The sequence below is a fragment of the Colwellia sp. MB02u-9 genome (genome assembly GCF_014077085.1).
GTDB lineage: Bacteria > Pseudomonadota > Gammaproteobacteria > Enterobacterales > Alteromonadaceae > Cognaticolwellia.
This window is the reverse complement of sequence record NZ_JACGVF010000092.1, coordinates 14,448-38,779: the sequence shown is the minus strand read 5'-3', so window position 1 is coordinate 38,779 and position 24,332 is coordinate 14,448. Positions and strand designations below refer to the sequence as shown.

Genomic DNA, 24,332 nt, shown 5'->3' with positions numbered 1-24,332 from the left:
AATTTTAGCTCTAGCTCACTAGTTAGGAAGGATGCTCAATGCTGCGCGTGAAAGCAGGGTTTGCGGTTAATAGTCTTATGTAATACCTGTCGATATACCCTTATGTAATTCCTCTTTTAAATTGTTTAGATCATTAACACTATGTGATTAATATTAACTTTTAAAGTTAGTGTTAACCAATTGTTCTTTAAAAGTTTATATCCTCTGTTGAGGTTTTAATTTTAGAGCTTCCCTTTCATATGAACGGGCGGGTGTATGATTATAACCTTGGACGTTTCTTGTCAGTAGACCTTTTCATACAAGCGCCTAGTAACAGTCAGTCCATAAATCCTTATTCGTACATTATGAATAATCCTTTAAGCGGTACAGATCCGACTGGGTATATGGCTAAAGAAGAAACGATGACAGGAAGTCTGATTCCAGGGGGCAATTGATTCATTGTTATCGTCTGCGTGTCATTTTATTAAGGTAATCAAGGACGGAGATTAGGCCATCAGAGCTTTTACACATCTCAATTGGCGCCTCACCAAACGCATTATTTTCTGTCACAAACCAGTGTTTAACAAATGCATCGTCGTTCCCTATTAAGTAAACCAACTTAAATATTTTCAAAAATATTAAACGAGGATCACCGTTTTCTTCGGTAGTTGATGTTATTTTGACTTGGGTATCATTATCTATGTTCAGCAAGGAGCAAACTCTTAAGAATGCTTTTAATACCACTTCTTCGTTATTAATCATATTGCATCCTACTAAAATAATTTCAGTAAAAAAGGGAGGTTAAGGGCTTATTTAGGCACTTTTTAACTTACGGTAGAGTGTGGCTTCACCTATTCCGAGTTGTTTGCAACTTTAGATTTTATCATACCGGTTGCAATTAGTATTTTGGCTGACTCTATAATTGTGGAAGAGTAATAAAGTCTCATACCAAGTATCATACTGAGTGAATAAAGATTCATACCGGAATTACTAAAAAGGTCGAAATTATCGTCCTTTTTTTTATGGTCACTTTGTGGCATAAGTGACGATTAACCAAACCCCAAAATCGGTTTATTTTTTAGCACTAATATTTATTAGTGCTAATGTTCCCTTGGCACAAAGTTACTATAAATCCTATCTCACTAAGTGCCACAATGCGCCATAGAAAATCTTGTACCAGTACTGTTTATTTGTGTGTGACTTTTTCTAGTGAAATAGTCAAAATTGCTCAAAATCCACATATTAGCAACTTCAATGGGGGGTAATGGTCTGAATACCTGGGCTTATGAGTGATGAAAAAGATAGACTTGGAGCGATAACCAAAGCAGCGCTTGAGTTATTCAAAGGCTATGACGAAGCAGCTAACCGCTGATGAAAAGCGGTCTATCGATATGATTAATACTGACGACAATGCTAGAATTGGTTGCCTAGACCACGGGATGTTTCTCTGAGGGAGTTTAAATGAACACTGAAATCGATATTAAAACGCTAAAAAATAACCCTGAGATCTATCGGGACACAATTCAGTTGGTGAAGCGTCCTGATGGTCTATTCTGCAAGCACCCATCAGACTTCTTTAATCGTAATTACTTGAAGCACGTTGGCTCTATGACAAATGAAGAGGTTGCTGAGAATTTAGGGATAACACCTAAGCACTTATCTAACTTCCTTAATGAAAAAGTAAATGTCGAGCCTGACCTCGCAGCTAAGCTCGCCAAAAATACTGATTTCTGTGCTGATACGTGGTTAGAACTACAGCACAAGTTCAATGCCTACCAAACAAGCTGAGTCGATATTATTAGGTCAATTAGCCTCATTGTCGTCATAGCGCTCAATTAGTGGTGTAAGCACATCTAGCAGTGCCCAGTTCTTATTATAGCTTATGTCGTCGTCAGCAAGTATATCTACGAGTTTAAGCACTTCATCGTACTGCTCTTGATTGGTTATGCCGTTCTCGAAACTAAGCTGTAGCTCAGCTTGGATTTCATGGCCTAAACGTATTAGTTTTTCGATATCCATAACACCGCCTTTTAGCAATAAACACCTGACGTTCGAAAAAAAGCTTAAATTTTAAGCTTTCACATATGACCTGTGAATTCATGTGAATTTTTAGGAAAACGTCCGTAAAAATACAGCTAAGTCTAACTCAAAATATATATATCAGTTCAATATTTATTATGATAATTTCTTATCTAAACACGACTCAATTGTTCAGCTCCATAAAAAGCTAATACTAACAAGTTTTGGTCTTATAAATTTAAGTCAGGTTCAAGTGCAGAGTTTGCCTTTGCTCCCAACATAACTCGTGATTTATTCATAAGATTTGACCAAGAATCGCCTAAAGTTTTGGGCGTCGATAAAACTGAAAATTTAACATTCGCAAGTATTTCTAGTGCATTAGAGCGTGTATTCTCTGGTGGTAAACATCAAAAGCTTATCTTTGATGAAGCTACTTTGTTAAATGTATTTAATGCATATATTTTTAGAGTTATATTCACAACACCTAATATAGTATTAAATCGTTTAATAACAGAGTGTTAAATATACTAGGATGCTATTAGCCATCTAAATTTTAATATGTTCTCATACCTCACGATGATTGATAACGAAGCGGTATGTCATGGTTAAAAAAAGAGAGATTTTTACTGAAAAAAACCTTAAGAAGAAAGTTACTAAAGGAAAGCCAGGAAAATATTATGTTGCTCCCAACATATATTTACTTGTTACAAGTAAAGTTAAAGCTGTTTGGAAGGTACGTTTTCAACTTCAAAAGAAAAGAATTGAAAAAAAGATAGGTGTTTATGGTGTTCATAATCCATATTTTATGGATTATGAACAAGCAATGACCAAATCTATAGAGTTTCAGCGAGCACTAGCCGCAGAACAGAATCCTCTAGAAAGAACTCATACATCTATTGAGGCTTTAGATCAGCTCGTACATGAGTATATAAACAATCACACTTGTGAATATAAAAAAGAGCAACAAATCTATCAACGTGAAATTAAGCCGATACTGGGTGAATTGTTACTCAAAGATATCACTAGGTTGCATTTGGAAAGATTACTCATATCTATTGTAAAAAGCGGTAGAAAAAGCATTGCTATAAAAGCACTCTATTTTTTACGAGGCGTATTTAACTATGCATCGTTACACAATCTTGTTGTTGAACATGTTGCTTCTCATTTGAATGTTGAGAAACACGCAGGTGGTTACCCTTCTGAACGGCAAATATATTTAACAGAAGTTGAAATTAAAAATATATTTAAAGTCTTGCAGGAATACCCTAAACAGGCACCAATTTCTAGCCAAATTGCATTAGTGCTTTACTTGATTTTTGGTTTTAGAAAATCAGAACTACTTAGTTCAAAATGGGATGATTTTAATTTTGAACGCCAAGAGTGGATTGTCAAGCCAACTAAAATGGGAGAGGAGCAACTGACTTTGGATGTGCCAGATGCTGTTATGCCACTTTTTTACACGCTTAGGGTATTATCAGTTGGATCAAATCCTTTTATATTCCCGACAAAGCGTAAGTCAAAATCTGGTCATTTGTCAGAAAGTACTTTAAATGCGATGCTTAAGAAGTTTTTTGAAGAATACAAAACTAGAACGGTTCACTTTAACAACCCGCTAGGAAAGGTCGGAGTACGTAAGTTCTGGATCCATGACTTAAGACGTACCTTCACTAGTAGCGCAAATGATAACGAAATTTCTCAAGAGGTTACAGAGCGTTGCTTGAATCATAAAAAGAGGAGACGCCTTAAAATTTATGATCTATCAAATCGTCAAAGTCAGCGTAAGGTAGTGTATGAGTTAATGGCTGAAATTATTTTACCGTTAGCAAATCTTCATTCACAACTTGAACAATTTAAAGAGTATATTGAATTGCTAAAGGCAGCTTAAACAGGTCATTATTAGGCAGTAAATGGAGACTGCTTAAAAATAGCAAAATTCAGATTTTGCTATTTAGAATGTAGAGATAAATAAACTAAACAACAAACTTCTACATTTCTAATTAGAACATTTACCAATTCACATCAATCACTATAATCAACTTCGATTATAACGAAGCATGAGATGAGATCTAGAACATTCAATTTTCATCGCTATCACATTAATAAATCACAGCTATTATAAACTCATACCTAATCAAAAATTAGACTTAACACGTGACAATTCATCTATATTTGTATTAGTATAGATATTGAGTAAGTGACGAGAACTTGCAGCTAAAATTTGCGATCTGATGACCAAAATGGTGACTTCTTATTATATGCATCACAATAAATAATTGGAAAATATACCATTATTTCTTCTAATCACAGGTTAGATCCAGAATATAGAATAGTGTTTTGATGTACCTGTACTTGCACTACGCAGTAATTAAAGCCTCGTTATTCGAGGTTTTTTTATGCCTAATTTTTCTTATTTGCTAATGTAGGTTGTAGCTAGTGAGCCTAATGAAGAAAATAGGTAAAACACTCACTATGTCGATTTCATCGACATGAAAATTGAACGTGACGATATTTAGGTTTTAGCACTTGTTAAATACACTTTTATTTGTCCGGGCACTAAAAAAGTATCAAAATATCCCTTTATTTAGCGATCACAAACGCATTTTTGTACAATGCAGCGATATTATTTAGTTCAGGCGTTATGGTTACTGGCCCTCATGATCTATTGGTACTTTAATTAATTTGGGCAAGAGGTTTTGCACATTAATGTTTTCTAATTGCTCACAACCAGTTAAATGAATATATTCTAAATATTGCAGCTGCAATGTCTTTGTATCAGCTACTAAAACTATTTGACGGTCTGCAAGGTTTAACGTGGTCAATTTTGATAACTTCTTTAAAGGTTTTAATGAATGTATGGTGATACTTCTAGCGAGAAGTAGCTCTTGCACCGAGAGTAATTCGCCAATATCTTCGATTGAACACCATGTTGTTTTATTTTCTCTGCTTTTCCCGATCAGGATTAGTGTCGTTAGGTTTATTAGCTTAACTATATTAAATAAATGTAAGTTACCCGAATGATAAAGTGTTAATTTTTTCAAGCATTCAGGTACTTGCCACTGTGCAAAATCAATATTATCAATAGCATTACACTCTATAATATTTAATTCTGTCAATTTATTGAGTGAATTTAGTACTTTAATATCTTTGAGTTGAGGGCAATCATAAATTGCTAATTCAGCTAACTTATCGAGCGAGCTTAATGCTTCAATATTTTTAAGTTGATGGCAGCCATTAATTGTTAATTCAGTAAGCATGAGTAAATTTTCGATACCATTAAGTGACAATAATTTCGAACCTCCCAATAAGCTTAACCTTTGTAGTTTTTTTAATTTATAAAAATCATTTAATGAAGTAAGTTGTTTACATACTTTACCGTCTATCTCTAATGTTTCTAGATTTATTAGCTGAGTTATTTCTTTATATGAACCTGAATAACGTGGTAAACATAGCCATAAGTAGCTGATTTTTTGTAATAAGATCAAGCCGTCTAACTTACTTAATGAATCACAATCTAGTAACTCTAACTTGGTTAAATTTGGCAGAGTTGTTATTGCGTCTATACAGACTAGCCCATAGCAACTTCGAATCGAAAGCTCAGTTAAATTCGTTAATTTTTCAATGCCTGAGAGCGAAACTAACTGAGTAAGGTCATATATAGTTAGTTTTGTCAGGTTTGTTAGCTTTCCTATTTGTGTTAACTGCTCAAAGTGCGTTATTGGTTTTGCAGGGGAGTAACAACAAACTTTTAACGATAAAACCGCTATTTTTTTCAGCCACTGTATGTCAATTTCATTACCTAACGCATCACATAAACTTAACTCTAGGGTTTTTAATTTCGTTAAACTAAATAAAACTGATAATGACCTTAAACTATAAAAGCCCGTTAACACTAAATGTTCAAGGTTGATAAAATTAATAAGGTTATCGGGTAAATGTTCAACTAACTTAGTATGAACATGTAAAGGTCGGTCATATAATGCTGATAAATCTAAGTAAATGGTGTTACTCGCTTCTAAAGCACTTAACTTTTCTGATAATTGAATAGTTTGAAGTTGTTGCGGTGTCATAGTATTTAACTTTGTCCATATTTAAACAGTAAAGGAGTGATGCGTAACTTGGAAAGTAAAGTTGCTAATTTTCTTCTTAGGGGCATAGAATAAGAAAATATTGCGACGTAATATGTCGCAACGTTTACCCTAGTCTTTGCCAAAAGATAATAATAACCAAGTATTGATAAGACATTTATATGCCCACAGCTAAATCAAAAACCCTTGTTCGTGTTATGAGTATGATGCAGTTAATTCCTGTTTATCCACGTTGGACAACCGCTAAACGACTGTTAACTGCGCTCGATTGTAGAGGTTTTTCAGTCAGTAAACGCACTGTTGAACGTGATCTAGTCGAGTTAGGTGACGTATTTAGTTTGATAAGTATTGACTCACCTGAAGGGTTTAAGTGGTCTTATGCTAAAGATAATGCCCAGGCATTTTTACCGGCTATTTCAGCCGAGGAAGCTTTGTCTTTGCACCTAGTAGAGCGACATTTAAAAAATCATTTACCGCTATCTGTATATCAGCAATTAGATGCTGTTTTTAAGAAGTCAGCAGATGTGCTAAATAGCGCGGCTAGAATAAGTACTTGGCCAAATAAAGTGGCTAGTTTGCCTCATGGATTATATCTTTCACCTGTTATTTCTGATGAAAATATTCAATCGACAATATCACAAGGTTTATTAGAGCAACGTAAACTTGATATTTGTTATGGCAAGTCAGTTAAAGTTCACACCATAACTCCACTAGGTTTGATCGTGCGTGACACAAAATTAGTGCTAGTTTGCTATTTTTACCAATATGACGAACCGCGGCATTTATTAGTTCACCGTGTAAGAAATGCAATATTATTAAATGAAACGTTTGAAAGCGATTTTAATGCCAAGGATTATCTTAAAAAGAATAGTTTAGACGTGGTTGTTAATGGTGAAAAAGTCGTTGTGAAAATGCGGGTAAGAGGGTATGCAAAGCGTTTGCTTAATGAAAGTGAAGTAAACGCTTCCCAAGAAATTGAAAGCGATGATGACACTTGGGATACGGTCACTATCTCTTTGCTACACACTTTGGAACTTGAAAATTGGATTTTAAGTCAATCTCAAGATATTCAAATTATAGAACCCTTGCAGCTCAAGTCTAGGGTGATCCGTCGTTTGTTAAAGTCCATTGAAAACTATGACCTAGACGAGCCTCAGGAAGAATATGTTATTAGTTGAACATGCGGGTTCATTAACCCTAGCGTGCTATAGCGGTAACAAACTTATTTACCGTTGTTCTCGCTCGTACAGGTGAATAGTGAGTGTAGCCGTCTTCCTCTCATAAGGGCCTGGTATGAAATATATTTAGCGACCTATTTTGTCGCTACTGATTGATATCTTGAGATGGTTATATGAGGTCTTGAACACTGCCCAAACAGGGTAGCTTAGACCTGAAAAGGAAAAAGGGTTGACTGTGGTGGTTAGCTTTTTTTGTAAGAACTGTACGGTTCATTGAAATAGCCTTTAGCGAGTAATAACAAAAATGCTTACATTCCAATCATCTAAAAAAGATTATATCTCTGATGTACCTATCCCAGCCTTAGAAGCTGAAATTAAAAGAGTGTATGAGCCAAATGAAGCCAAAGCTATCTTGAGAAGTTTTCATGACATGATGCTTGGGAGTACGGTGGGCAAGATAGAGGGTAAATTGGCTGTATACCCTTGTGATGTTGTTGCTATTTTTATTCTACTCAAAGCCCCTATTAAATTCATCGATGCTAATGGAAAAGAGCTTACTTTAGATGGGAGTGGTTCAGGTATTTATTATTAAAGGCCAAGGGATTCAGTATGAATGAGAGTGATTTAGATATTAGCATTTGTAAAGGTGAACACTCGCATATTGGCAGTGTTGAAACTGGTGTTGAAATCACGCATAGAGCAACAGGTATAACGGTTTCCTCTCACAATAAAAAGTCTCAATACGCTAACAAAGTTATTGCAATGGAACGGTTAGAAATAGAATTGGCTAAGCAGGGGGGCACTATGAACACTGAAAAAATAATGCGTTTAGGCCAGGAGCTACAAGCTGAATTACGGTTTCATCCCGTGGACGGCATAACCTCTAGGGAGCAATACGACGAAGTCATAAAGATCATTGATATACTGACCGACGATGATGTAACAAGCGATAAAAACTGGGCATTGCTTGATGTGCTTGTTCCTGCCATCACAAGGTATGACGACAACGATTCTAATTGGCCTTGAGCACTTTCCCAAAGAGGCGAACAGGTTAGCCATGATAGCTGACCTTTTTTGTGCTTGTTATTTAGCTGAGTGGTAAGTATCGAACTTACGCTGTGCTTCTAACCAAGTTCCCACACAGAAGCCTGTAGCTCTTGCTAATCTAACGGCAAAGTGGGGATCAATATTTACTTTTTCATTAAGGAAGTTAGATAAGTGCTTAGGTGTAATCCCTAAATTCTCAGCAACCTCTTCGTTTGTCATAGAGCTAACGTGCTTCAAGTAATTACGATTAAAGAAGTCTGATGGGTGTTTGCAGAATAGACCATCAGGACGCTTCACCAACTGAACAGTGTCCCGATAGATCTCAGGGTTCTTTTTTAGCGTTTCAATATCGATTTCAGTGTTCATTTTAACTCCCTCAGACAAACATCCCATGGTCTAAGCAACCAATTAAATTTAAGACAATGCTAGCATTTTCGTCGGTATTAATCATATCGATAGGCCGCTTGTTATCAAGGCCGCGAACTGGATAATTTAACCAACGCTTAGCGGCTTTATTGTCATTAACAAAGAACGCTTGTGCTGCTTTGGTTATTGCGGCAAGCCTTTCTGTATCATTTTTCATAATAATTACCTTTTAAGCACCATGCTCTAGACTAACAACCAAGTATAAAACCATTTGAGTTCATAGATTAATAAGATGGCACGACAAATTATGTCGCAGGAAAAATAACGCAGGCAACTGCACTGGGAAGTTGCGCGGGGCAATGCTGTGAAATATATCTAGGTAACAAGCATACTTAGGCGTAGTAGTGATACTGACAGGTATTTTATTGTGATAGGAGTAAGCAATGGTTACTGGGGCAGCCATTGCCCAGCTGAAGCTTAAATATTCTTTACGATGGTATACCCTCCATGAATAGGGTAAAGGCTTGTCATGTTTTGCCCCCCATTAAGTGTGTGCCAGTAACCCTAGTTATTATGTCTATCGCTAGGATCGATTTATTACTGTAACGGGTTGCGGCACCGATGAAAAGGTACACCTACACTTGCGTGTATTTGTACTTTTAGCAACCTAAAATCCGTCAATACAGTATTTGTAATGGGCTGTATGACAAATGATTACGCGGTCGGTTTGTATGAATAAGGATTGAGTTGGAACTGTGGGATGGCTAACTTCGCAACGAGTTTGAATGCACTTTTATAAAGTGTTTAATTTTCCTCATACTTGCCAACAGCGTGCTCATTAATGAAGGTGGCTGTAAAAACTTTTACTTGGGTTATATTTACTTGGGTTATATTTACTTTGATAGAGCGCGATGAATACTCCGTCTCCGAGTGAGTTGAATTTCATGCTAAAATTAATACGCGAGCAAAGAAAAGATAATAAGTAGCAAGCAACTACGACCAATACCAATTGATATCTTTAGCTAGTAGTTTGGTAGGTGGTGATAAACAAACTCTCTACTATCTCTACTAAAGAATTTTGTCTCTGTACTCTGATTTTTAAAAAATTAAAATTGCACGAGAAGGATGGAAAAATAATTTGCCATCCTCATCTAAATGTTATTGGCGTGATGCTAGAAAAAGACACCACAAGCGCAAAGTAGCGTTCTTTTTTTATTAACAGTATTAGCTTACAATTAAAAAAGTAACCGTGAATAAGTCATGTCATTTGTAACCTATGACGTTCAAAACGTTGTTGATAAACCAGTGGACATTATTATCAACGGGGCGCTAGTTAAGCTATTTTTAAGTATTGCTTAATAATTTCTGCACCATTATCAGCGTTGATTGGTTTAAAAATAAAGCCAGAGATACCTTCGCTTTCACAACGTTTAATCAACACTTGGTCTGTTATTGAAGATAACATAACCACAGGCACCTTACTGCCATCAGCTCTTATTTTTGCTAATGCTAGGTCACCATTCATTTGCGCCATAACCACATCTAGAAATAGAAAGTCAGGCTTGTGATCCCGCACCATAGTCACGGCAACCGAACCATCTTCAGCTTCAATAATATTGCTATAACCAAGCTGTAATAAATAACGTCTTAGTGCTTTACGGATCATGCCACTGTCATCAACTAAAAGTATTTTACTGTCTAGCGGTAATGTTTGGGTGTGAGGATTACTAATACCGGTACTGGCTTCTCGTTTAATACCGATAGTTTGATATTCAACATTGCGGATCAAGAGATTAAAATAATAACGACCAGCACCTTCGATAGTGATTGGCACGGTGATAACCTCGGTAACACCCGCTAAGTATTTTTCCATATCATTTACATTGTGAACAAAGTACGGGCTAGAAAACTTATAATCTAAGCTGTAACGGCTATGTAAGTCGGTTGAGCGACCCACAATAGTATTACCCCATTCGGCTAAGGCATGACTTAACTCTTCATTAATTTCAGTATATTGATATTTTTCTTCAAACATATGTTCACAAACTGAGTTACCTATCGCGATAGCCGTTTCTGGATAATGGTGCATCATGATAACCCCATCTAAGCCACCAGTGACTTCAGAACATACCGCGTAACCTTTAAAACGAAAATCATCAACGCTGTCGACAAAAGCCTCACCAGCCTCGCCAATAAGATTTGTCATCGCTTTTAAACTGGCAAGTGACTCGTTAATAAATGGGTATAAAATCACTTTATGTAATGCTTCTACTGACATACTTGTTCCTTTTGTATCATTATTTTTAAATCGACCGGCCAGTGTCTTTCTCAGCTCAACCCTGAATTGAGAATTTAGCTAAAGTTGGCACTTAACTTACGCGGCATTGAAGAGTATTTATTTGCACTCTGTGTAATTGCTCTCTTAGCATACACTTAATATTGCCAAGTTGGCTACCCATAACATTAACTACAACAATAGCTTGCGATCAATAGGGAAAAATTCGCTCGCCGCATTAATTAATGACTGTGCGGTTAGCGCTGTGACGCCATAAACATGGGTTTTTACGCCGTCGCGTAACATGATCTTTTTCAGCAACAAATCAAAATCACCATCACCTGAAAGTAATATAACGATATCAACTTCGGCTGCTGCTTCCATCACGTCAATGGCGATGCCGACATCCCAATCACCTTTTGCAGAGCCGTCGCGACGCTGAATAAAAGGTTTGAGTTTTACATCAAAGCCTATATGTTTTAAGGCTTTTTGAAATTTATGCTGTTGGTCGTCACTGCGTTGTATCGCGTAAGCATTTGCCAAAACAATATCACCTTGTTGGCTGATTTCTTGCCAAAACGCGCGATAATTAAATTGCTGTTGAAAAGTATCTCGTGTGGTGTAATAAATATTTTGTACATCAACAAATATGGCAATTCTCGGTAATTGGTCGCTATTTTGCATAAAAATCCTCTTTGCTAAATGAAGCTATATTTTGACTTAATTTCAATAAATTCGTTATATTTCATTATGGTACTTGGTTTGAACACTTTTAACAGTTAATTATTAGCTGCTAAGAACGAGCATCGCAAGCCAAAATTTAGTCTTAGTATAAGAGACAACTTTTAAGCTAAGTGTTATAATAAATGATCAAATAAAGCTGAGTAAAACAAGATGTTAGCCATTCGTAAATTATTTTATTTATTACTACGTTTACCAATAAAGTTATTCGTGCATTGCAAAGTGGTTGCCGATGAAATAATTAATTTAGGTCAATTAACCACTGAGCAACCGGTATTTTATGTGCTACGTCATCAATCGGCTAGCGATGTTTTATCGTTACGTACCGCTTGTAAAAAAGCCAATCTGCCTGACCCATTAGCGCCAGTGAATGTTGATGGTCAAATTTTGTCACGTTTACTGTTTTTGGAAAAACCCACGGCATTATTTTATTGGCGCAAATCAACAAAAACTACGGCAATAGCGCAAGGGTTTGAATTGCTTAATGCTCACGCTAATAATGAAAAACTAGACGCGCTACTTATTCCAGCTAATGTCATTTGGGGACGTACTCCAACGAAAGAAAAAAACAATACTAATGTGGGTACGCTGTTAGCCGATCAAGAATCTCCCAACTGGTTACGCAAATTTTTCATTGTTTTATTTTTAGGTCGCCATACCTTGGTGCGCTTTAGTGCCGCTATTTCATTTCGCCACATGGCAGATAAGCACGGTAGTGATGAAGTCAGTGCGCGAAAATTAATGCGTATTGCACGTTTTCACTTTCATCGACAAATTATTGCGGCCACAGGGCCGAGACTGATGCATCGTCAACAAATGTTCGCTAACTTAATCGTCAATCCCGCGATAAAACGCGTGATCAGTGAAGAAGCAAAAAATAAAAACATCACTGAAGCACAAGCTAAAAAGCAGGCATTAGCCATAATGGATGAAATTGCCGGTGATTATCGCGATGTGACGGTACGTTTTGGCGAACGCATTCTGGGTTGGTTATGGAATCGCCTGTATAGCGGTATCGAAGTGAATAAAGCTGAGCGTTTACGCAACTTAGCGCAAGAAGGGCATGAAATTATCTACGTGCCGTGTCATCGCAGCCATATGGATTATTTGCTACTCACTTATGTAATTTTTCAACAAGGCTTAGTTACACCCCGCATCGCTGCTGGTATTAATTTAAATTTTTGGCCAGCAGGGCCTATTTTTAGAAAGGCCGGCGCCTTTTTTATTCGTCGTAGCTTTAAGGGTAATCGCCTTTATTCCACTATCTTTCGTGAATATTTAGGTTTACTTTTTGAACGTGGCTACCCAGTTAAATATTATTCTGAAGGTGGACGTAGCCGAACCGGTCGATTACTGTCACCAAAAACCGGTATGCTCGCCATGACCATTCAAAGTATGCTGCGCGGTATTGACCGTCCATTAACCTTAGTGCCGGTTTATCTTGGCTATGAACACGTGATGGAAGTGGGCACTTATCATAAAGAATTGAGTGGCAGCCAAAAGAAGGGTGAGTCGATATTTGGCGTGATTAAAGCGATACGAAATTTGCGCAACTATGGTAAAGGTTACGTTAACTTTGGTGAGCCGATTAATGTTAATCAGTTTCTAAATAACCAGGTACCTGACTGGAAACAAGCCATTGATCCTATTGACCCACAAAAACCTAAATGGCTAAACCCCAGTGTTAACTTGCTAGCACAGCAAGTTATGACCTCAATCAACCAATGCGCGGCGTTAAATGGTGTTGCTTTAGTATCACTGATTTTACATGCAACAGAAAATAAAGCCTTATCTAAAGCTGAGTTAATCAGTCAACTTGATTTTTTCATCGCCATGCAACGTTTTGCACCATACCATGTTGAATTAACCATACCAGATGACAGCGGTGCAGCATTGTTAGAGCACGTGATTTTGCTCAATAAAGTGACGGTAAACCAAGACAGTTTTGGTGAGATTATTTCTTTAACTGACAGTGCAATCTTGGAGCTGCGTTACTATCGAAACAATATTTTGCACACCTTTATATTGCCATCACTGGTTTGTCGTTTACTAGAGCGCAACGCAAAAATCAGTCAAGACAGTTTACTGAGCCAAGTTCAGCGCTTAATAGAATTATTAAAAACAGATTTATTTTTATGGCAATCAGCCGATGACGTTGCGCAACAAGTACAAGCGGTTTGTCAGTTTTTGGCACAAGAGGGCATTGCAAAACAAAGCAAAGCCGGTGTTTGGTCATTAAGCAGTGGCGATGAAAATCGGGCAACAATACGTTTAATAGCAGAATGTGTTAATGAAACTATGCAACGTGTTGCCATTATTACCTCACTACTGAGTCAATTAGCACCGATTAAAAAGCTTGAGTTAAATGAAAGAGTGGTGGCTATTGCTCAACGTTTATCCGTATTAAACAATATTAATGCGCCTGAATTTATTGATAAAAAAGCGCAGGCAACATTAATTACCGCGATGAAAAATCAAGGCTATATTGTGTTAGATGACGACGATAAATTAGTTGATAGCAGCACGCTAGGCTTATTAAAAAGCTCAGTGAGTAATTTAGTTGATATCGAGGTTCTACAAAGTATCGTTCGCTAGTACTATTTGCTAGTACTATTTGCTAGTACTATTTGCTAGTACTATTTGCCAGTACTAGCGGCTATATTGCTTTTTACGACCGTTTGTTGTGTTAACAGCAAGTAGCCCATAATGCGGGTGGATAATGTTTGAAAAGGGCTTAAACGTCTGACTCATAACGTGGCAAAGCCGCAAGCTGAGAGGTCTCATTAACCGAGCAAGCTGGAAGTGACGCTGCTGTTGCTGCTTTAGGCTCACGGCTAAAGGCGCTAATGCAATCGATGTTCTAGTTGATGGCATAACCCCAATAGGCGGTGTTTTGTCGCTTGTAATCGTTTTAATGGCCTGACTGTGAAGAAGCATCTGGTGTTTGCTTTTTTGGCTTTGTCATGGCCTGAACATAAGGCGACTATTTCACCCTCACATGGATTGCTAGCCTGCGTAGTTCTATTTAAAAAACCTTTCTTGATGATGTTTTACTCTAGTAGCCAAAGCTGACCATCTACCATTAGCTGATACTACTTTATATAAGCTGGCTATTAGCATTAAGCTGATTGAGTTCTAGCCCTTGCTTGCATGCAATCATTTATTGGATTTTTTGCACTGCTGCACTGGGCATGAAAAAGTTTATATTGAACTTCCTCGCTATTACCCTTGCCTTACTGAGATAAGGTTGGCTATTAATATCGAGCTTAGCGTTAATTTAGGCAAATCTAGCCAGGATAAATTTATCCTAGAGTTGATTTTTTGTGCCTAAGTGTCATATGTTTATTTTAAACCGCTAACTTTTTAGTGCTTATAACCGATCAAAACTAAGCTATATGTCGGGGTGATGAGTAAAAAACACTCAAAAATGTTAAAGTCGGTCTCATAGCCACAACTTGCAAAGACTAAAATGTAGCCAAAATATGATTTATCTGGCTGAGCGTTACTCTTATTACCCCTAAATTATATTAGTAGGCAATGCCTTAAAGTGAGACGATTGAGAATGAAAAAATCCCTTGTAAAAATATAATGGTTTTCTTTGCCGTAAAGCTAATTTTCAACTATATATGCAGTATAAAGAGTGTCTTATAAAAAAATCAATTAGCTAACGTGCCGTGATAAAACTAAATTTAAAGACTTGGAGGGTAAATATAAATAGTTTTTAATATCAATTTAGCACTATTTATATGCAAATAATTAGAATATAAATTCACATTAGAGTTGACTCAGAGCCATTTTACATATAATTTTCCCGGCCGCTTTAAATAATGATTTTCATTAATGACATATCGTCTCATAAAAACTCAGTAGAAGTTTCGCGATAGATGTTCAAGAAATTCAAAGTAATATTCTGAAGGACCAGTAGCGCACACTTTGAGCATTAAAAATAGATGACTTAATTAGCAAAGACAATTTAGCTAATAGCAATCGCTTGATGAAATAGGAATGAGCAATGAATGATATGAGTAAAAAACCCCAAGGCCTTTATCGTGCCGAGTTTGAACATGACAGTTGTGGCATTGGCTTTGTTGCCAACCTAAAGGGTAAAAAATCTCACGATATTATTGACAATGCACTCACCATGTTGAGTTGCATGGAACATCGTGGTGGTACAGGTTTTGACGTGAAAAGCGGTGACGGTGCCGGTATTCTTATTCAAATACCTCATGATTTTTTAAGCGCAGAAGTTGCAAGCTTAGGTTTTACCTTACCCGATGCTGGAGATTACGGCGTCGGCATGATTTTCTTTCCGCGCTCAAAAGCGCAAAGTGACGCGTGTAAAAGCATATTAAACCAAAATATTACTGACTTGGGCTTAACCTTGATAGGTTATCGTGATGTCCCAGGTGACAACTCTATGTTAGGCGCTGCGGCACTTGACAGCGAGCCGAACATAGAACAAGTGTTTATTGCCAAGCCAGAAAAACTAACAGCACAAGAATTTGAGCGTAAGTTGTTTGTTTTGCGCAAATACACCTCGCATAAAATTAATGCCACTATTGCCGAAGAACGTGACGAATTTTATGTTACGTCAATGTCGTCAACTAAAATTGTTTACAAAGGCCAGTTTACCACGCAGCAAGTTCGCCAATATTATCTTGATCTGCAAGACGAGCGAACTATCTCTGGTATGGCGATGTTCCATTCACGTTTCTCAACCAACACTTTTCCTGCTTGGCGTCGTGCGCAACCGTTTCGTTATATCGCCCATAATGGTGAAATTAATACCGTCCGCGGTAACATTAACTGGATGAATGCCCGTGAAGCATTGTTTAGTTCAGTTAATTTTAGCCCTGCTGAATTAAACATGTTGAATCCAGTTTGTAATAACGATAACTCTGATTCTGCCAACCTTGATATGGCCATTGAGTTATTGGTGTTAAGTGGACGTTCGCTAGCGCAAGTCATGATGATGATGGTGCCAGAAGCATGGCAAACTCAAACAGATATGGATGCGACCAAACGCGCATTTTATGAGTATTATGCTTGTATTATGGAGCCGTGGGATGGCCCAGCCTCGTTATCGTTTACCGATGGCAATGTTATTGGCGCCACGCTAGATCGTAACGGTTTACGTCCTTCGCGTTACTTGTTAACTGACGATGGCACCTTAATCATGGGCTCTGAAACGGGTACCTTGTGTGTTGATCAATCCACCGTGGTTGAAAAAGGTCGTTTGCAACCGGGTAAAATATTCATTGCTGACTTAAAGCAAGGTCGCATTATCAGTGATGACGAAGTAAAGCAAGAAGTTAGCTCGGCACAGCCTTATGGTCAGTGGATAGCAGAAAATAAAATTGAGTTAGACCAACTCCCTGTATCACCGGCTTCTATTGCACAGCCGCCATTAGCAGAATTGCGCAAAATACAAAAAGCCTTTGGTTATACCAGTGAAGATCTTAACTTAATACTGGCCGGCATGGTGGGCACATCGAAAGAGCCATTAGGCGCGATGGGCACAGATACACCATTAGCCGTATTGTCACATCGTCCACAGCAATTATCACATTATTTTAAGCAGTTGTTTGCTCAGGTAACTAACCCACCTATAGATCCGATTCGTGAAGAGTTAGTAATGTCATTGCGTGGTTATATTGGTAAGTCACTTAACTTACTAGAAGAAACCGCAGCGCATTGTCATAAAGTTGAAATTGAGCAACCGGTACTGACCAACGAGCAATTACGAAAGTTACAGCATATTGATAATGATCATCTGCAATCAAAAACTATTAGTATTACTTTTAAAGCGAGTGGTAAAGCTGGTGCGCTTAAAAATGCACTGGATCGGGTTTGTTTATACGCCAAAAATGCAGTTGAAGATGGCTATGCCATCTTAATATTAAGTGACCGTGAAGTTGACAGTGATCATGTCGCTATTCCATCGGTATTAGCAACCGCAGCTGTGCATCATTATTTAATTCGTGAAAATTTACGCTCTCACGCTGATATTATTCTTGAATCTGCTGATATTCGCGAAACGCACCATTTTGCCACCGTTATTGGTTATGGCGCAGCAGCGGTAAACCCCTACTTAGCACTAGAAAGTATGTATGGTTTACGTGATGAAGGCGTACTTGATAGTCAACTATCAAACGAACAAATCACCGACAAATATACTAAAGCCGTTGGTAGTGGTTTATTGAAAACCTTCTCTAAGATGGGTATTTCAACATTACAGTCGTATTTAGGCGCGCAAGTTTTTGAAGCCTTGGGTATTAATGCTGAAGTTGTTGATAAGTACTTTACGGGTACTGTCAGTCGAATCGAAGGCTTAAGCCTAGATCAAATCGCTCAAGAAGCGCTATTACGTCATCGTGAAGGTTTCCCTGAAGCGAGTCGTATTGCCATTGAAAACTTATTGCCAACCGGTGGTGAATACTCGTGGCGTCATGATGGCGAACGTCATCTATTTAGCCCAACGGTTATTCGTTTACTGCAGCATTCAACCGCTAGTAACGATACTAATCAATTTAAGCAATACACCAAAACAGTTGATGATCAGAGTAAAGAAGCTTTTACCTTACGTGGTTTACTTGAATTTAGTAGTGATCGCGCTTCAATACCCTTAAGTGAAGTTGAACCGATTGGCAACATTTTCAAACGTTTTGCCTCTGGCGCTATGTCATTTGGTTCAATCTCGTGGGAAGCACATACTACGCTAGCTATTGCAATGAACCGTATTGGTGGTAAGAGCAACAGCGGTGAAGGTGGTGAAGACCCCATTCGTTTTACGCCGTTAGAAAATGGCGACTCGATGAATTCGCGCATCAAGCAAGTTGCTTCGGGTCGTTTTGGCGTGACCAGTCATTATTTGGCTAATGCTGACGAGTTACAAATTAAAATGGCGCAGGGCGCTAAACCGGGTGAGGGTGGTCAGTTACCGGGTGATAAAGTGGATGCTTGGATTGGTAAAACACGTGGTTCAACACCTGGTGTTGGCTTGATTTCGCCGCCACCACATCACGATATTTATTCTATTGAAGATTTATCTCAGCTTATATTCGATCTTAAAAATGCTAACCGCGATGCCCGTGTTAACGTTAAATTAGTTTCTGAAGCCGGTGTAGGTACGGTCGCATCAGGTGTGGCGAAAGCTTATGCTGATGTGGTACTGATTGCCGGTCACGATGGCGGCACCGGTGCTTCACCACTGAGTTCAATCAAACATACCGGCTTACCGTGGGAACTTGGTTTGGCTGAAACTCATCAAACCTTGGTACGTAATAAACTGCGTAGCCGAATTACCGTACAAACAGATGGTCAGCTTAAAACACCGCGCGATTTAGCAATTGCTACCTTACTTGGTGCAGAAGAGTACGGCATGGCAACTACTGCGTTAGTGGTTGAAGGTTGTATCATGATGCGCAAGTGTCATTTAAATACTTGTCCTGTTGGCATAGCAACACAAGATCCAGGCCTGCGAGAGCGCTTTACCGGTCGTGCTGACATTTTAGTGAACTTCTTTACCATGATGGCGGAAGGTTTACGTGAAATCATGGCTGAGTTAGGTTTTAGAAGTATTGAGGAAATGGTTGGTCAGACTCAGTGTCTTAAGCAACTTGAAAATGTTGACCATTGGAAATACAAAGGTGTTGATTTAACGCCGTTATTGCACAAAGTAGAGTGCGATGAGAACGAAACACTTTATCAATCAATTAATCAGAAACATCTAATTGACGATATTATTGATCGCAAGATGATAAAAGATGCGCAAGCGGCACTTGATTCATCGCAAAGCGTTTCTCTTGAATATGATGTTATCAACACCGATAGAACCATTGGTGCGATGATTTCTAATGAAATCTCTAAAAAATATCATGCTGAAGGTTTACCAGAAAACACCATTAAGGTGAAGTTCAACGGTTCAGCGGGTCAAAGTTTTGGTTGTTTCTCAGCTAAAGGCCTGCATTTTGAACTGGAAGGCGATGCCAATGATTACTTTGGTAAAGGACTTTCTGGTGCAAACCTGGTGGTATACCCAAGCAAACAAGCCAAATTTTCAGCCAGTGAAAACATCCTAATTGGTAACGTGGCCTTTTTTGGTGCAACCTCAGGTACTGCTTTTATTCGCGGTATTGCGGGCGAACGTTTCTGTGTGCGTAACTCGGGTGCTACCGCGGTTGTTGAAGGCGTTGGTGATCACGGTTGTGAATACATGACGGGCGGTAAAGCCGTTATCCTAGGCACAACGGGTCGTAACTTTGCGGCGGGTATGTCGGGTGGTATCGCTTATGTACTTGATAAGAACAATGACTTTGCCCCTAAATGCAACATGGAAATGGTGGCATTAGAAACGGTTGATACTGAGGCTGAAAGTCTCGAATTAAAAGCCTTAATTACTCAGCATTTTGACGCTACTGGCTCAGATGTTGCCAGTGAATTATTAAGCGATTGGAACAACAACGTTAAGCGTTTTGTGAAAGTTATGCCAGTTGATTACAAGCGTATGCAAGGCTACATGAATGACGTACGTGAAAGCGGTAAGTTCGAGTCAGAATATGACGTAGCCGTTCAAGCATTCGATATCCATTTAAACAACATAGCTAGCGCAAAAGCTTAAGCTGCCAAGGAGAATATATTATGGGAAATCCAACAGGATTTATCAACGTAGGTCGTGCCTTGCCAACTGAACGCGATCCAAGCGAGCGTTTAATTGATTGGCTTGAAGTCTATGAAGAAATACCACTGGCTGATGTTGAGCAGCAAGCTTCTCGTTGTATGGACTGTGGTGTGCCATTTTGTCAGTCAGCGAAATCAGAGTTTGCTCCGGTCGTAGCGGGTTGTCCGGTTAACAACATTATTCCTGAATGGAATGACTTAATTTACCGAGGACGTTGGAAAGACGCCATCGATTTATTGCATAAAACTAATAACTTCCCCGAGTTTACTGGCCGAGTATGTCCAGCACCTTGTGAGGGTGCTTGTGTACTAGGTATCAATGCTGACCCAGTAGCGATTAAGCTGCATGAAAAAGAAATTATTGATCATGCCTTTAAAGAAGGTTGGGTCGTTGCACAGCCGCCATCAGCGCGTACCGGTAAAAATGTTGCTGTTATTGGCTCAGGCCCTGCTGGGCTTGCTGCAGCGGCACAGCTGAATAAAGCGGGTCATATGGTTACTGTCTATGAGCGCGCTGATCGTATTGGTGGTTTGCTGATGTACGGCATCCCCAATATGAAGTTGCAAAAAGAGCTCGTGCAACGTCGTGTTGATATTTTAGCCGAAGAAGGCATAGTGTTTGTCACTAATACCGAAGTGGGTAAAGACATTAGTGCAGCACAACTTGAAAGCGATTTTGACTCGGTTGTGCTATGTGTTGGCGCAACCGTACCGCGCGATTTGCCGGTTGAAGGTCGTGAACTTAAGGGTGTTCATTTTGCCATGGACTTCTTGAAAGCTAATACTAAAAGCTTACTCGACAGTGAACATAAAGATGGTCAGTACATTAATGCTCAAGGCAAAAATGTGGTGGTTATTGGTGGCGGTGATACCGGTACTGATTGTATTGGTACCTCATTACGTCATCAATGCCAAAACGCTATTCAACTAGAAATTATGCCATGTCCTCCAGGGCAACGTAGTGCAGAAAATCCTTGGCCAGAATGGCCAAAACGTTTGTTGGTTGATTATGGTCAAAAAGAAGCAATTGCCGTTCAAGGTCAAGACCCTCGTCAATATTTAGTGATGACTAAAAAAATTGAAAGTGACGACCAAGGTAATGTTAAAGCGGTACATACGGTTCATATAACTTGGCAGCGCAATGACAAGGGCCAAATGTTCCCACAAGAAGTTGCGGGCAGTGAAAAAGTTATTCCGGCTGACATCGTACTCATCGCCATGGGCTTCATGGGCCCTGAAGGTGGCTTGATTGAGCAGTTCGGCCTTGAGCAAGACAATCGCTCTAACATAGCGGCAGAATACGATAAATTTGCTACTAGCAAGCCAGGCGTGTTCGCTGCCGGTGATGGTCGCCGTGGTCAAAGTTTAATTGTTTGGGCTATTGATGAAGGTCGTCGTTGCGCTCGTGAAGTAGACACTTACTTAATGGGCAGTAGCTACTTACCTTAAGGTAACACTGACAAACGCTTTGAGTGTAAAGCGATTAATGATTAAAAAAGTCCTAGCGTTTTGATAACGCTAGGACTTTTTTATGTACAGGAGCGGCGCATAACAGGATGTAGGGTATAGCGAGCACAGGCAAAGCTACTTAACAATCTTATAAATACTCCACCATTACACCAATAAAGACAATTAAACCGACATAATGATTATTTAAAAAGGCTTGAAAGCAACGGTCACGGTCACGCTCAGCAATTAAAATTTGTTGATAGCAGAAAAAGCCTGCAGAAATCACTAACGACAACTGAAAAGGCCAACCAAAGGCTAAAATATCACCAACGGTAAATAATAAGCCTAAGGTCATTAATTGTAAAAATAAGATAATACGTTTATCACGATCAGCAAAGACGATCGCTGTTGATTTTACGCCAATTCTTAAATCATCATCACGATCGACCATGGCGTACATGGTGTCGTATGCGGTAGTCCATAAAACGTTGGCGGTAAATAAAAGCCAAGCGGTAACCGGTATTTGACCTTGCTCTTGGGCAAAAGCCATAATCATGCCCCAACTAAACGCGGCGCCTAATACTAGCTGTGGAAAATGAGTTATACGTTTCATAAACGGATAACTGGCCGCTAATATAACTGCCACAACAGAGAGCATAATGGTGTAATTACTTAAGGTTAGCACCAAGGCAAAAGCCAGTAAAATGAAGGTGGCAAACAACTGCAAGGCTTCATTACTCGACAAAGCGCCAGTGACTAACGGCCGATTTTGCGTACGTTTAACGGCACCATCAATTTTTTGGTCGGCATAATCATTAATAATACAACCAGCGCTGCGCATTAAAAAAACACCTAGGCTAAACACCACTATCATATGTAATGACGGCCAACCATCAGAGGCAATCCATAAGGCCCAGTAAGTTGGCCAAAGCAACAAGTAAGTGCCAATGGGCTTATCCATACGGGTAATTTGTGTGATAGCACTTAGTTTTTTCTTCAAATTACTCAAAGTAATACTCTTTTATTTTTGATAGGCAATGGCATTAGGTAAAAATATTTCTGCCACCATTAAGGGTTTATCATCAAGTACAAAAACCGAACGACGACCCCAAAGGGCTTGTGGGGTGTTTTTTAAGGCTAAATAATTGGCGAGATTCGCGACACTAGAGTCTTGGTCAAACACCGCCACTTGAATTTTTTTGCGCCGTAAATCGGGATGATTAAACAATACCTGCCCTAAAGACTGCGTACCCAAATGCGCTAACTCTTGATGAGCGCCGGTTAAAGAGCTTAAAGGCAATAAACTTCGGGCGAATACTTGGGGAATATCGTCACAATACAATAATACTTCGCGAACCAATACTGGCTCGCCCGCGCTAATATCATCATTGGCTTCAACCGCATCACAGGCTTGTATGCATTGGCCTAGCACTTCGACACGAAATTGTTGACCATGGGATTTCAGTCGTGCGGTTAATGAACTAGGATCGAGTAACCAATCGCGCAAGCTATTAGGCAGGGTAAAGTTTTCTGGTGGTTGCCAGTTTGCGACCATTTGCACAGGAAATAATGAATGCTCTGTTGTCATACTTGAAAACTATTTAACGAAAAACGACGTATGATAGCGTTTAGCAGGGTAAAAATACAGTGCACTCCCTGTATTGAATAACGCTTACTTACCCTACTTACTGACGCCCGTAGATATTAGCGATTTTAGGTCAGTATTATTTATTAGGTATTTATTAGGCATCAGTTAGGTATCAGTTTGATATTAGCTAGATATCATTCAGATAAGCGTCAGATAAAAAAATCGCTAAATAACTCAACGTATGATCAAAATTCAGGTTATCATTTAATCGCAATCAACCTATTTACTGTTTGACTATAAACAGTAAATTTATTAACCAATTTGAGTTTTAGTGTATGAAAACATCCATTGTTTTAATCTTAGTACTGCTCAGTTCGTCTTTTGCTAAAGCGGCTGATTATGCTTACTTTGGCTTCGAACCTTCGATAGTAACTAATTACGTGGCCGTTAAGAAAAAAATGGGCTATGTTCGCCTAACGGTGGAGTTGATGATTGAAGACTCGGTAAATTATACGATTGTTGAACATCATGCACCCTTGCTGCGTGATGCCATTATTAATATTATTGGTCAACAACCCGAGTCACAAATAAAATCAATCAATGGCCGCCATGAAATACAGCTTTTGTGTGAAGAGAAAGTTAAACAATTATTAGCAGAAGAAACAGGTAAGCCATTAATTAAAAAGTTGTTATTCACTCAATGGCTAGATAACTAAAGGCTACTAAATCAACTACCCATCATGAATGCTCAGAGTGTTTGATGAAAGCACATGCACACCTATGTCACTCACTTTGTCAGCTATGGATTAAAACAAGCGACTACTTCGATATTTATTGAATCACTACTCACACGAGTGATTAAATAAATACCTTACCTTTCGCGATTTTTCCTATATAAAGCCAATTAACTAATGAATGCAGCAGGT

The 24,332-nt window shown here is 38.7% G+C and carries 18 protein-coding genes and 1 pseudogene; 10 read left to right on the top strand and 9 right to left on the bottom strand.

Annotation, left to right across the window (positions count from 1 at the left end):
- Positions 1–236: 236 nt before the first annotated feature.
- Positions 237–392: pseudogene (locus H4J65_RS08155) on the top strand (RHS repeat-associated core domain-containing protein); the annotation flags it as partial.
- 49 nt (positions 393–441) lie between these two features.
- On the opposite strand, the gene H4J65_RS08150 reads toward H4J65_RS08155, so the two are convergent.
- Positions 442–741, bottom strand: coding sequence for an MbcA/ParS/Xre antitoxin family protein (locus H4J65_RS08150; protein WP_182197381.1), 300 nt, complete (start codon positions 739–741; stop codon positions 442–444).
- Between the two features lie 699 nt (positions 742–1,440).
- On the opposite strand from H4J65_RS08150, the gene H4J65_RS08145 reads away from it, so the two are divergent.
- Positions 1,441–1,767, top strand: coding sequence for a helix-turn-helix domain-containing protein (locus tag H4J65_RS08145; protein ID WP_182197379.1), 327 nt, complete (start codon positions 1,441–1,443; stop codon positions 1,765–1,767).
- Positions 1,768–1,782: 15 nt separating this feature from the next.
- Here the strand turns inward: H4J65_RS08145 and H4J65_RS08140 are convergent, their stop codons facing one another.
- Positions 1,783–1,998: a hypothetical protein gene (locus tag H4J65_RS08140; RefSeq protein WP_182197377.1), complete on the bottom strand. Its 216-nt coding sequence runs from the start codon at positions 1,996–1,998 to the stop codon at positions 1,783–1,785.
- Between the two features lie 601 nt (positions 1,999–2,599).
- Here H4J65_RS08140 and H4J65_RS08135 point away from each other — a divergent pair.
- Positions 2,600–3,883: a tyrosine-type recombinase/integrase gene (locus H4J65_RS08135; RefSeq protein WP_182197374.1), complete on the top strand. Its 1,284-nt coding sequence runs from the start codon at positions 2,600–2,602 to the stop codon at positions 3,881–3,883.
- A 757-nt stretch (positions 3,884–4,640) separates the two neighbouring features.
- On the opposite strand, the gene H4J65_RS08130 is transcribed toward H4J65_RS08135, so the two are convergent.
- A complete protein-coding gene (locus tag H4J65_RS08130; protein WP_182197372.1) occupies positions 4,641–6,065 on the bottom strand; it encodes a leucine-rich repeat protein in 1,425 nt (474 codons plus the stop codon).
- 179 nt (positions 6,066–6,244) lie between these two features.
- Here H4J65_RS08130 and H4J65_RS08125 point away from each other — a divergent pair, with 179 nt between their 5' ends.
- The 3 genes from H4J65_RS08125 to H4J65_RS08115 all read left to right on the top strand — a co-directional run bounded on the left by H4J65_RS08125 (position 6,245) and on the right by H4J65_RS08115 (position 8,287).
- Positions 6,245–7,261 (top strand): YafY family protein, encoded by a 1,017-nt coding sequence (locus H4J65_RS08125; RefSeq protein WP_182135794.1) that lies wholly within the window; start codon positions 6,245–6,247, stop codon positions 7,259–7,261.
- Between the two features lie 304 nt (positions 7,262–7,565).
- Positions 7,566–7,853, top strand: a complete 288-nt coding sequence (locus H4J65_RS08120) for a hypothetical protein (RefSeq protein WP_182197370.1) — start codon at positions 7,566–7,568, stop codon at positions 7,851–7,853.
- A 17-nt stretch (positions 7,854–7,870) separates the two neighbouring features.
- Positions 7,871–8,287: a peptide chain release factor-like protein gene (locus H4J65_RS08115; RefSeq protein WP_182197368.1), complete on the top strand. Its 417-nt coding sequence runs from the start codon at positions 7,871–7,873 to the stop codon at positions 8,285–8,287.
- Between the two features lie 57 nt (positions 8,288–8,344).
- Here H4J65_RS08115 and H4J65_RS08110 read toward each other — a convergent pair whose 3' ends face one another.
- From H4J65_RS08110 to H4J65_RS08095, 4 genes are all read right to left on the bottom strand, one after another.
- Complete coding sequence (locus tag H4J65_RS08110; protein ID WP_182135790.1) at positions 8,345–8,674, bottom strand: helix-turn-helix domain-containing protein; 330 nt, start codon at positions 8,672–8,674, stop codon at positions 8,345–8,347.
- Positions 8,675–8,684: 10 nt separating this feature from the next.
- A complete protein-coding gene (locus H4J65_RS08105) occupies positions 8,685–8,891 on the bottom strand; it encodes an antitoxin Xre/MbcA/ParS toxin-binding domain-containing protein (RefSeq protein ID WP_182197366.1) in 207 nt (68 codons plus the stop codon).
- A 1,116-nt stretch (positions 8,892–10,007) separates the two neighbouring features.
- A complete protein-coding gene (locus H4J65_RS08100; protein WP_182197364.1) occupies positions 10,008–10,952 on the bottom strand; it encodes a response regulator in 945 nt (314 codons plus the stop codon).
- Positions 10,953–11,141: 189 nt separating this feature from the next.
- Complete coding sequence (locus tag H4J65_RS08095) at positions 11,142–11,633, bottom strand: NYN domain-containing protein (RefSeq protein WP_182197362.1); 492 nt, start codon at positions 11,631–11,633, stop codon at positions 11,142–11,144.
- A 210-nt stretch (positions 11,634–11,843) separates the two neighbouring features.
- Here H4J65_RS08095 and plsB point away from each other — a divergent pair, with 210 nt between their 5' ends.
- From plsB to H4J65_RS08080, 3 genes are all read left to right on the top strand, one after another.
- Positions 11,844–14,285, top strand: coding sequence for a glycerol-3-phosphate 1-O-acyltransferase PlsB (gene plsB, locus H4J65_RS08090; RefSeq protein WP_182197360.1), 2,442 nt, complete (start codon positions 11,844–11,846; stop codon positions 14,283–14,285).
- Between the two features lie 1,417 nt (positions 14,286–15,702).
- Complete coding sequence (gltB, locus tag H4J65_RS08085) at positions 15,703–20,310, top strand: glutamate synthase large subunit (RefSeq protein WP_182197357.1); 4,608 nt, start codon at positions 15,703–15,705, stop codon at positions 20,308–20,310.
- Positions 20,311–20,330: 20 nt separating this feature from the next.
- A complete protein-coding gene (locus H4J65_RS08080) occupies positions 20,331–21,818 on the top strand; it encodes a glutamate synthase subunit beta (RefSeq protein ID WP_182135784.1) in 1,488 nt (495 codons plus the stop codon).
- Positions 21,819–21,966: 148 nt separating this feature from the next.
- On the opposite strand, the gene ubiA is transcribed toward H4J65_RS08080, so the two are convergent.
- Both ubiA and H4J65_RS08070 read right to left on the bottom strand, forming a co-directional pair.
- Positions 21,967–22,827 (bottom strand): 4-hydroxybenzoate octaprenyltransferase, encoded by an 861-nt coding sequence (ubiA, locus tag H4J65_RS08075; protein WP_182197355.1) that lies wholly within the window; start codon positions 22,825–22,827, stop codon positions 21,967–21,969.
- Positions 22,828–22,839: 12 nt separating this feature from the next.
- On the bottom strand, positions 22,840–23,406 hold the full coding sequence (locus H4J65_RS08070; RefSeq protein WP_182197353.1) for a chorismate lyase: 567 nt from the start codon (positions 23,404–23,406) through the stop codon (positions 22,840–22,842).
- Positions 23,407–23,741: 335 nt separating this feature from the next.
- Here H4J65_RS08070 and H4J65_RS08065 point away from each other — a divergent pair, with 335 nt between their 5' ends.
- Positions 23,742–24,122 (top strand): flagellar basal body-associated protein FliL, encoded by a 381-nt coding sequence (locus tag H4J65_RS08065; RefSeq protein ID WP_182197351.1) that lies wholly within the window; start codon positions 23,742–23,744, stop codon positions 24,120–24,122.
- The last annotated feature ends 210 nt before the right edge of the window (positions 24,123–24,332 follow it).

Excerpts from the sequence above, each read along its gene's own strand:
- H4J65_RS08105 (WP_182197366.1), bottom strand. The coding sequence starts at position 8,891 with ATGAAAAATGATACAGAAAGGCTTGCCGCAATAACCAAAGCAGCACAA.
- H4J65_RS08110 (WP_182135790.1), bottom strand. The coding sequence starts at position 8,674 with ATGAACACTGAAATCGATATTGAAACGCTAAAAAAGAACCCTGAGATC.
- H4J65_RS08065 (WP_182197351.1), top strand. The coding sequence starts at position 23,742 with ATGAAAACATCCATTGTTTTAATCTTAGTACTGCTCAGTTCGTCTTTT.
- gltB (WP_182197357.1), top strand. The coding sequence starts at position 15,703 with ATGAATGATATGAGTAAAAAACCCCAAGGCCTTTATCGTGCCGAGTTT.
- plsB (WP_182197360.1), top strand. The coding sequence starts at position 11,844 with ATGTTAGCCATTCGTAAATTATTTTATTTATTACTACGTTTACCAATA.
- H4J65_RS08125 (WP_182135794.1), top strand. The coding sequence starts at position 6,245 with ATGCCCACAGCTAAATCAAAAACCCTTGTTCGTGTTATGAGTATGATG.
- H4J65_RS08070 (WP_182197353.1), bottom strand. The coding sequence starts at position 23,406 with ATGACAACAGAGCATTCATTATTTCCTGTGCAAATGGTCGCAAACTGG.
- H4J65_RS08130 (WP_182197372.1), bottom strand. The coding sequence starts at position 6,065 with ATGACACCGCAACAACTTCAAACTATTCAATTATCAGAAAAGTTAAGT.
- H4J65_RS08120 (WP_182197370.1), top strand. The coding sequence starts at position 7,566 with ATGCTTACATTCCAATCATCTAAAAAAGATTATATCTCTGATGTACCT.
- H4J65_RS08150 (WP_182197381.1), bottom strand. The coding sequence starts at position 741 with ATGATTAATAACGAAGAAGTGGTATTAAAAGCATTCTTAAGAGTTTGC.
- H4J65_RS08140 (WP_182197377.1), bottom strand. The coding sequence starts at position 1,998 with ATGGATATCGAAAAACTAATACGTTTAGGCCATGAAATCCAAGCTGAG.
- H4J65_RS08095 (WP_182197362.1), bottom strand. The coding sequence starts at position 11,633 with ATGCAAAATAGCGACCAATTACCGAGAATTGCCATATTTGTTGATGTA.
- H4J65_RS08135 (WP_182197374.1), top strand. The coding sequence starts at position 2,600 with ATGGTTAAAAAAAGAGAGATTTTTACTGAAAAAAACCTTAAGAAGAAA.
- H4J65_RS08145 (WP_182197379.1), top strand. The coding sequence starts at position 1,441 with ATGAACACTGAAATCGATATTAAAACGCTAAAAAATAACCCTGAGATC.
- H4J65_RS08080 (WP_182135784.1), top strand. The coding sequence starts at position 20,331 with ATGGGAAATCCAACAGGATTTATCAACGTAGGTCGTGCCTTGCCAACT.
- H4J65_RS08115 (WP_182197368.1), top strand. The coding sequence starts at position 7,871 with ATGAATGAGAGTGATTTAGATATTAGCATTTGTAAAGGTGAACACTCG.
- H4J65_RS08100 (WP_182197364.1), bottom strand. The coding sequence starts at position 10,952 with ATGTCAGTAGAAGCATTACATAAAGTGATTTTATACCCATTTATTAAC.